Source organism: Fervidicella metallireducens AeB (assembly GCF_000601455.1).
Lineage (GTDB): Bacteria > Bacillota > Clostridia > Clostridiales > Caloramatoraceae > Fervidicella > Fervidicella metallireducens.
This window is the reverse complement of the sequence record NZ_AZQP01000022.1, coordinates 35,950-44,720: the sequence shown is the minus strand read 5'-3', so window position 1 is coordinate 44,720 and position 8,771 is coordinate 35,950. Positions and strand designations below refer to the sequence as shown.

11 protein-coding genes are annotated in these 8,771 nt (G+C 32.0%); 10 read left to right on the top strand and 1 reads right to left on the bottom strand.

From position 1 onward, the window contains the following. A partial coding sequence (gene mnmM, locus Q428_RS08020) for a tRNA 5-(aminomethyl)-2-thiouridylate-methyltransferase MnmM (RefSeq protein ID WP_341349018.1) occupies positions 1-592 on the top strand: 592 nt, incomplete at its 5' end. Here the strand turns inward: mnmM and Q428_RS08015 are convergent. Further along, positions 555-1,205, bottom strand: coding sequence for a hypothetical protein (locus Q428_RS08015; RefSeq protein WP_035379839.1), 651 nt, complete (start codon positions 1,203-1,205; stop codon positions 555-557). The genes mnmM and Q428_RS08015 overlap by 38 nt on opposite strands. Before the next feature lie 160 nt (positions 1,206-1,365). Here Q428_RS08015 and surE point away from each other — a divergent pair, with 160 nt between their 5' ends. From surE to Q428_RS07975, 9 genes are all read left to right on the top strand, one after another. Further along, the gene (gene surE / locus Q428_RS08010; RefSeq protein ID WP_035379837.1) at positions 1,366-2,118 is read left to right on the top strand and encodes a 5'/3'-nucleotidase SurE; all 753 of its coding nucleotides are present in this window, start codon (positions 1,366-1,368) and stop codon (positions 2,116-2,118) included. Between the two features lie 74 nt (positions 2,119-2,192). After that, on the top strand, positions 2,193-2,255 hold the full coding sequence (locus Q428_RS16660) for a DUF4264 family protein (RefSeq protein WP_152539091.1): 63 nt from the start codon (positions 2,193-2,195) through the stop codon (positions 2,253-2,255). A gap of 172 nt (positions 2,256-2,427) precedes the next feature. Further along, a complete protein-coding gene (locus tag Q428_RS08005) occupies positions 2,428-2,637 on the top strand; it encodes an indolepyruvate ferredoxin oxidoreductase subunit alpha (RefSeq protein ID WP_035379835.1) in 210 nt (69 codons plus the stop codon). Continuing rightward, the gene (locus tag Q428_RS08000; RefSeq protein ID WP_035379833.1) at positions 2,634-3,758 is read left to right on the top strand and encodes a 2-oxoacid:acceptor oxidoreductase subunit alpha; all 1,125 of its coding nucleotides are present in this window, start codon (positions 2,634-2,636) and stop codon (positions 3,756-3,758) included. Before Q428_RS08005 ends, Q428_RS08000 begins: the two co-directional genes overlap by 4 nt. 8 nt (positions 3,759-3,766) lie before the next feature. Next, positions 3,767-4,549 carry a 2-oxoacid:ferredoxin oxidoreductase subunit beta gene (locus tag Q428_RS07995; protein WP_035379856.1) on the top strand — a complete coding sequence of 261 codons (783 nt, stop codon included), beginning with the start codon at positions 3,767-3,769 and terminating at the stop codon, positions 4,547-4,549. After that, the gene (locus Q428_RS07990) at positions 4,542-5,078 is read left to right on the top strand and encodes a 2-oxoacid:acceptor oxidoreductase family protein (protein ID WP_035379831.1); all 537 of its coding nucleotides are present in this window, start codon (positions 4,542-4,544) and stop codon (positions 5,076-5,078) included. The genes Q428_RS07995 and Q428_RS07990 overlap by 8 nt, the downstream gene beginning before the upstream one ends. A 7-nt stretch (positions 5,079-5,085) precedes the next feature. Continuing rightward, positions 5,086-5,967: a MurR/RpiR family transcriptional regulator gene (locus Q428_RS07985; protein WP_035379829.1), complete on the top strand. Its 882-nt coding sequence runs from the start codon at positions 5,086-5,088 to the stop codon at positions 5,965-5,967. 549 nt (positions 5,968-6,516) lie between these two features. Beyond that, a complete protein-coding gene (gdhA, locus tag Q428_RS07980; protein ID WP_035379827.1) occupies positions 6,517-7,884 on the top strand; it encodes an NADP-specific glutamate dehydrogenase in 1,368 nt (455 codons plus the stop codon). Between the two features lie 272 nt (positions 7,885-8,156). Next, positions 8,157-8,768 (top strand): histidine phosphatase family protein, encoded by a 612-nt coding sequence (locus Q428_RS07975; RefSeq protein ID WP_035379825.1) that lies wholly within the window; start codon positions 8,157-8,159, stop codon positions 8,766-8,768. Positions 8,769-8,771 lie beyond the last annotated feature (3 nt).

The following is an 8,771-nucleotide window of genomic DNA, read 5'->3' as shown; positions in this document are numbered from 1 at the left end:
AGTATTTATTATGTATAAAGTTGTAAAAAAGGCCACTGAACTCATTCAAGATATTCTTAAAGATGTAATAAATGAAGATGACATAGTTGTTGATGCAACGTTGGGAAATGGTAAAGATACAATTTTTTTATCGCAACTTGTTCCTTATGGGAAAGTCTATGCCTTTGATATACAAGAAAGAGCAATTAAAAAATTTATTGAAGATACAGATATGAACATAATAAAAAATGTGGTACTTATTAATTCCGGACACGAACATATTGAGGAGTTTGTCAGAGAAAAGCCTAAGGCGATTATATTCAATTTAGGTTACTTACCTGGTGGAGATAAAGACATAACAACAAAGGCTGATACAACCATTGTTGCTGTAAAAAAAGGACTTGAAATGCTTCTTCCTGGTGGATTAATGATACTCATTGTGTATGTTGGACATGAGAATGGAAAGGAAGAAGCTGTGCAACTTAGAGAATTGGTTAAGGAACTAAATAGAAAAGTATTTTCAGCAATGGAAATAAACTATTCAAGCAAAGACAATAATGCGCCATTTATAATTATCATTGAGAAGAATGACAATTATCGTGGACATATATAAAATAATCATGATTAGTTGTAAATTTAATAATCTTTATTTTGCAGGGGGTTTCTATAATGTTTCCGCATTTTAAACATCTATAGTTACCTCCAAGCAAAACATCTGAATAGTGGCTTATTTTAATATCTTTATACTTCTTCCAGCTCTTCCACCCTGTTTTGCATAATTTTTCTCTGGTTTTAATATCGGCAAAGACCCATTTTAACAGCCTATGGAAATGAAATGGATATTTTGTATACTGGAGATAATCAAGAGGTATTCCAAGTCCGATCACATAATCCATGAAATTTTCTTCAATAATAGATTGAAGGGGTTCACTGATTTTAGTGCTTACAACAGAATAACCATTGTCTGCTAAGTATTTTCTTACTTTATCGAATATATAGCCTTGACAGATTTGTATCAATTCATTTTTTTCAACTCCAAGTGCTTTAAATGAGTCATCAATAATACTAATACAGAAATCAGTGTATTTTTTCTCTTCAAAGTTCGGAGAAGTAAAATATTTTATTGGTATAACATCAGAATAAAAATCTTTTGTTTCAACCCTCATAACACCAATCATTGTACCTCCAACCAAGCTTCCACTTCCTGCATCATCTATTTGAATCATAAAATTACATCCCTTCTAGTATAATATATATTAATATTAGTATTTCAATTTAGCAAATACACAGTTATATTTATATTATGTAAAATAAAATAATTTTTATTTGCATCAAATAACATTATGCGTTACACAAACAATATCAATAGAAAATGGAGGATTGAGGATGAAAATATTAATTACAAATGATGATGGAATAAATTCGATTGGATTACATATGTTGGTAAAGGAATTGGAACTAGAACATGAGATTATTGTTGTAGCACCGGATAACCAAAGAAGTGCCTGTGGTCATTCAATAACAATAACCCGACCAATTTTAGTTAAGGAGGTGAAATTAGAAGGTATAAGTTCAAGATGTTTCACGGTTGATGGAACCCCTGCTGATTGTGTTAAGATAGCAATTGAAAAACTACAAGAAGATAAGTTTGATTTTGTTCTTTCAGGAATAAATAATGGGTTTAATCTTGGAACTGATGTAATATATTCTGGTACAGTTTCAGCAGCAATAGAAAGCTCTATTTACAAGATACCTTCAATAGCCATTTCAGGGGATTTTAACTGTACAGAGGAAGAACTAAAGGTAGCAGCAGAATACGGGAAAACAATACTTAAGATAGCAAAAGAAAATTTTATTGGGAATGATATTGTGCTTAATATAAATGTTCCACGAATTTCCAAAGACAAAATAAAGGGAATAAAGGTATGTAAGCTTGGAAATAGAATTTATACAAATTGTTACATTGAAACTTTAATGGATGATAAGAGTATAGGATTTCAGCTTAAAGGTGAGGCTGTTGATGAAGAAAAGGATGAAGTTGATGTTTATAATATAAAAAAAGGTTTTGTAACATTAACACCCCTTCATTATGATTTGACTAATTTTAAAATTATAAAAGATGTAGAAAACTGGTTTTAAGGTGTGAAATAATGCAAAAGATTAAATAGGAGCTACAAATAATATTAAAATCAGAATTTTCTAAAAATTGCTAGATGAATAAAATTATTACCTTTCTCAATAAAAATTTAAAGTCATATGGGCTTATTTTTGGTTAACACAGAAAAATAAGAAACATGTACTTACAATCAATTTATGATTCAAATGAATAAAAAAATGTAAAATAATGAATAAAATATTGCAAAAGTGGTGGTTAAATGCTAAAATAATCTTGCATTTTTAGAAAATTGAAGTTTCGTTTTCTAAAATTGCATGGAAAAGAGGGATATAATGGGGGAAAAAAATTATGATATGCCTTTAGACATTAAAATTGAATGGTGTAAAGGCTGTGGACTATGTGTCGAATTTTGCCCCAGAGGAGTCCTTGCTTTAAACATTGGTAAGGTTGAAGTACAAAATGTAGATAAATGCATAAGGTGTGGCTTATGTCAGCAAATTTGCCCCGACTATGTTATATATGTTAGGAGGGGACAAGTATGAGTAAGCGTTTACTTATGCAAGGAAATACAGCTTGTGTTGAAGGTGCCCTAAGAGCAGGTATGAGATTTTTTGCAGGATATCCAATAACACCATCAACAGAGATAGCAGAATTGTTATCTATAAAGCTTCCAAAGGTTAATGGTAAATTCATTCAAATGGAAGATGAGATTTCAAGTATGGCAGCTATAATAGGTGCTTCCCTTTGTGGTTTAAAATCTATGACAGCAACGAGTGGGCCAGGATTTTCATTAAAACAGGAGAATATTGGATATGCAGCAATGACTGAAGTGCCCTGTGTAATTGTTAATGTTATGAGAGGTGGCCCAAGTACTGGACTTCCAACTTGTGTATCTCAAAGTGATGTAATGCAAAGTAGATGGGGTACCCATGGAGATCATCCTATTATTGTGATAGCACCAGTAACTGTAAAAGACATATATTATATGACTATTAAGGCATTTAATTATGCTGAGGCCTTCAGGGTTCCAGTTGTTTTGTTGCTGGATGAAGTTATAGCTCATATGAGAGAGTGTGTTGAACTAGATGAGGAAATACAGATAGTAAACAGAAAAAGACCTGCTACAAAGGAAAGTTACCTACCGTATAGAAATGAAGATGATGGAGTTCCTCATATGGCTGATTTTGGTATGGGATACAAATATCATGTTACAGGTCTTGTCCATAATGAAAAGGGTTATCCAACAAGTAATCCTGATATTACTGAAAAACTTATAACCAGATTACATAAAAAAATTGAGGATAAAGCCAGTGAAATAGTTTTATTTGATGCATTAAATATAACAAATGGAGGAGATTTGTTAATAAGCTATGGTTCGTCGGCGAGGGTATGCAAAGAAATAATTTTTAATGAGAAGGTTAGAGGAATTGGATTATTTATTCCTTATACATTGTGGCCATTCCCAGAAGAACAGCTTATAAAATTAATAAAGGATAACAATATAAGGAGAATATTCGTAGCTGAGTTAAATACAGGACAACTTTTACTTGAGATTAGGAGAATAGTTGGTAATACCTGCAGGGTAATTGGAATAAATAAATATAATGGTGAGCTCTTTACTCCTGAAGATATAACTAAAAAAATTGAGGAGGCGATAGAGTGAACAGAGAGATGATTGAGAAATATTTTAGAAAAGAACAATTACCCCATATCTGGTGCCCGGGATGCGGTAATGGTATTGCCTTGGCTGCAATAGTCGATGCTATTGATTCTTCTGATTTAGATAAAGAAAAGATTTGTATAGTTTCAGGTATAGGATGTTCTTCTAGGGCTTCAGGTTACTTGAATTTTGATTCTATACATACAACACATGGAAGGGCAATTGCCTTTGCTACAGGTGTCAAGATGGCTAATCCTGAAATGAACGTAATAGTTATTACAGGAGATGGAGACTGCACAGCAATAGGTGGTAATCACTTAATACATGCATGTAGAAGGAATATTGATCTTAATGTTATTGTGTTTAACAACAATATTTATGGTATGACAGGAGGGCAGTATTCGCCTACAACCCCAAAGAGTGCAAAGACTGCAACATCTAGGCATGGAACAGTTGAAAGACAGTTTGATATATGTGATTTATCAAGAAGTGCAGGGGCTACATATGTTGCAAGAAGTACAGTATATCATTATAGGCATCTTACAGACATGATAAAGGGTGCTTTTAAAAACAAAGGATTCTCTATAGTTGAAGCTTTAACACCTTGTCCAGTTCAGTATGGAAGAAGAAATAAATTAGGAAATCCACCTGATATTATGAAAGAGTTAAAGGAATCGGTTTCATTAACTGATAGTAGTAAGATAAAAATTGGTGTTTTTAAGAATGAAAGCGAACCGGAATACACCAGTGAATATCATAAGTTAGTAGAGGCTGAGGTGGGTAAATATGAGTAAAAAGCAAATAATAATAGGTGGAACTGGCGGTCAGGGTATAATTTTATCAGGATTAATTTTAGCTGAGGCAGCTGTGTTTGACGGAAAATATGTTGTTCAGGCTCAAAATTATGGACCAGAATCCAGAGGTGGAGCAAGTAGAAGTGATGTAATAATTTCAGACAATGAAATACATTATCCTAAGGTAAAAAATGCAGATATTTTTTTAGCTCTAAGCCAGGAAGCATATAATAAATACAAAAAATATATTAAAGATGATACTGTTGTAATACTTGACGAAAATATTAATGCTGATTTGGGAAATTATTTTAAATTTAATATTATTGAGTTTGTATATAATAATTTAAAGAAACCAATGGTTATAAATATATTTTCTCTTGGAATAATAAATGGACTAACAAATATTGTAACCAATGATTCTATTGAAAAGGCTATTGAAAAAAATGTCCCAAGGGGAACTTTTGAGATAAACTATTTAGCATACAAAAAAGGGTATGAATTAGCAAAAACAAAAGAAAAAAGGTGGTAGGTTAATTATGGAAGGGAATAGACAAGACCTGATGAGGCTTATTCAGATGAGATTTCCAAGGCTAAGTAAAGGTCAAAAACTTATTGCAGAATACATATTAAAGCATTATGACAAAGCAGCCTTCATGACAGCAGCAAAGCTGGGTGTTACTGTTGGAGTCAGTGAATCAACGGTTGTAAGATTTGCAAATGAGCTTGGATTCAGTGGATATCCAAAGCTTCAAAAGGCGTTACAGGAATTAATAAAAACGAAATTGACTTCAGTTCAAAGAATTGAGCTGTCCCATGACTATATAAGTGAAGAAAATGCCCTTAAGAGTGTATTGAAGGCTGATATGGAGAATTTAAGATCAACACTTGAAAAAATAAATAATAATACTTTTGAAGATGTAGTTAATGAAATATTCAAGGCTAAGAGAATATATATCATAGGTCTTAGAAGTTCCTTGGCATTGGCTGATTTCTTAGGTTTTTATTTAAGCCTTATTCTTGACAATGTAAGGGTTGTATCAACAGGTGTAAGCGATATTTTTGAACAGCTGTATCGTGCAGGAGAGGGTGATCTAGTTATTGGAATAGGATTCCCAAGATATTCCATTAAAACAATAGAAGCTCTAAAGTTTGCTAAAAGTAAGAATGCTTCTGTTGTAGCAATAACTGACAGTCTTCTGTCACCACTTGCATCTAATGCTGATTTTGCACTTATTGCCCAAAGTAATATGGCTTCATTTGTTGACTCGCTAGTGGCACCATTAAGTGTGATAAATGCACTTGTGGTAGCTGTTGGTTTAAGAGAAAAGGATAGAATTTCAGAAACCTTTAAAAATCTTGAAAACATTTGGGAAGAATATAACGTCTATACATATAAAGCAAAACAAACTAATGAATAATAAAAGCCCCGCAGCAGCGGGGCTTTTTAATTGGGGACAGTAAAGAATAGTTTAGAACAAGAAGATATATTTGAGGGGATAGTAATATCAGATAATGAAATAAATAGATAGTATAAACAAAAGGATACTTAGATGTCCCTATATATAAAATAATTAGAAAGTGGTTAATTTTTATGATAATGAAGAAATAGCTTTATTTTATAATATAAAATTCAAGTTGTGCTTTAAAATTGATAGGAGCTAAAATTTTATATTTAGTAAGATAAAGTGAAAAAACATAAAAATCATACAATATTTAATTAATAAAATATTATTTAATTGACTTTTATCAAATAAATAGTATACCATAATATTAATAAGGGTATAAATAAAGCAAACATTGAAATAAAAAGAGAAATTATGAAAAAAATCAGAAAATAAAGAATATGGCATATAGACAAGCGATAAAATCATTAAATCATGAATAATTGGATTTAATAAAGTTGCAATTGTGAAAGAAATATTGCATACTTATATTAAGATAAACTTAAATTATAGGAGGTCATTTACATGGCAAAGGAAAAACTTACTCCATCAGCTTATATTGAAGAAGTACTTAACAGGGTAAAACAAAGAAATTCAAATGAACCAGAATTTATACAAGCAGTTGAAGAAGTATTACATTCATTACAACCAGTTCTTGAAAAACACCCAGAATACATAGAAGCAAATTTACTTGAAAGATTTACAGAACCAGAAAGACAAATAATGTTCAGAGTACCATGGGTTGATGATGAAGGTAATCTACATGTTAACCGTGGTTTCAGAGTACAATTTAATGGAGCTATAGGACCTTATAAGGGAGGATTAAGATTCCATCCATCAGTTTATATAGGAATAATTAAATTCTTAGGTTTTGAACAAATACTTAAGAATGCATTAACTGGACTTCCAATAGGTGGCGGTAAAGGTGGTTCTGACTTCGATCCAAGAGGTAAGTCAGACGCAGAAATAATGAGATTCTGCCAAAGCTTTATGACAGAACTTTACAGACACATAGGACCAGATGTTGACGTTCCTGCAGGTGATATAGGTGTTGGTGGAAGAGAAATAGGCTACCTATATGGACAATACAGAAGAATCAGAGCTGCATTTGAAAATGGAGTTTTAACTGGAAAAGGATTATCATATGGTGGAAGCTTAATAAGACCAGAAGCTACAGGGTATGGTGTTACTTACTTCTGTAATGAAATGTTAAAACACGATGGATTAAATTTTGAAGGAAAGACTGTTGCAGTATCAGGATTTGGTAACGTTGCATGGGGTGCATGTAAGAAGGTTGCAGATCTTGGTGGTAAAGTTGTTACATTATCAGGTCCAGACGGATATATCTATGATCCAGATGGAGTAACTGGTGAGAAGATAGACTATCTAGTTGAAATGTTAAGAGAAAACAAGGGTGCTAGAGTTAAAGACTATGCTGACAAATATGGAGTTCAATTCTTCCAAGGAGAAAAACCATGGAATGTTAAGGTTGATATCGTAATGCCATGTGCTGTTCAAAATGATATCACTTTAGAACATGCTAAGCAAATAGTTGCTAATGGAGTAAAATATGTTTGTGAAGGAGCAAACATGCCATGTACTAATGAAGCAATAGAATACTTCTTAGCAAATGGAGTAGTTGTAGGACCAGCTAAGGCTGCTAATGCAGGTGGTGTTGCTACATCAGCTCTTGAAATGTCACAAAACAGCATGAGAATGGCTTGGACAGCTGAAGAAGTAGATGCTAAGTTACATCAAATTATGGTTAACATCTACAATAATGCTAAGAAAGCTGCTGAAGAATACGGATTTGGATACAACCTTGTTGCTGGAGCAAACATTGCTGGTTTCTTAAAAGTTGCTGAAGCAATGCATGCACAGGGAAATTATTAATAATAAAAAACGGAGAACCAACGGTTCTCTGTTTTTTATTTGAAAAAATTTTTTCCAAGATGCCCTAAGATAAGTAACTTTATAAATTGCATTAAACTTATGCAATTATTCATAATGTTCTATAATAGATAACTTTGTAAACAGCCTAAGGTTATGATATTTCATAACTTCTATTTTTTTTGTTTTATGATATTGTATTAATGTTAATAAAGATTGTTTTTAAAAATGTTAATTCAGGTTCTAATGATTTTATTGTTTTTGGAGGTTATTGAATGTCGAAAATATATTTAGTACGTCATGGTGAAACGGAATGGAATAAAGCTCAGAGAACACAAGGCTGCAGCAATAATATTCCCTTATCAGAGGAAGGGATAAAACAGGCTAAAGCCTTAGGAGAAAGGCTTAAAAATAAAGAAATTGATTTGTTTTTTTCAAGTGAATTAGGAAGAGCATATGAAACTGCTAATATTATAGCATCTTATCATAACAAAAAAGTAGAAATTGTTGAGGCTTTTAAGGAAATAAACTTTGGGGTGTGGGAAGGATTACAATACAAAGAGATAATGGAAAAGTATAAAGAAGTATATTCTATCTGGCATTATGAACCTCACCTTGCCAAAATTCCAGGTGGTGAAGATATTTTATCATTAAAAGAAAGAAGCATGACAAAGCTTATTGAAATTTTAAATAATAACAAAGAAAAAAATATATTAATAGTTTCCCATGGAATAACTATTAAAGTGATGATATGTGCAATGCTTGGGATAGACCTTGCTAATATGCATAAAATAAGACAAGATAATACTTCGTTAAATCTTTTTGAATACAATGACAGGGGATTTAGTGTTATACATTTGAATGATACATGCCACATTGGATTATAGGAG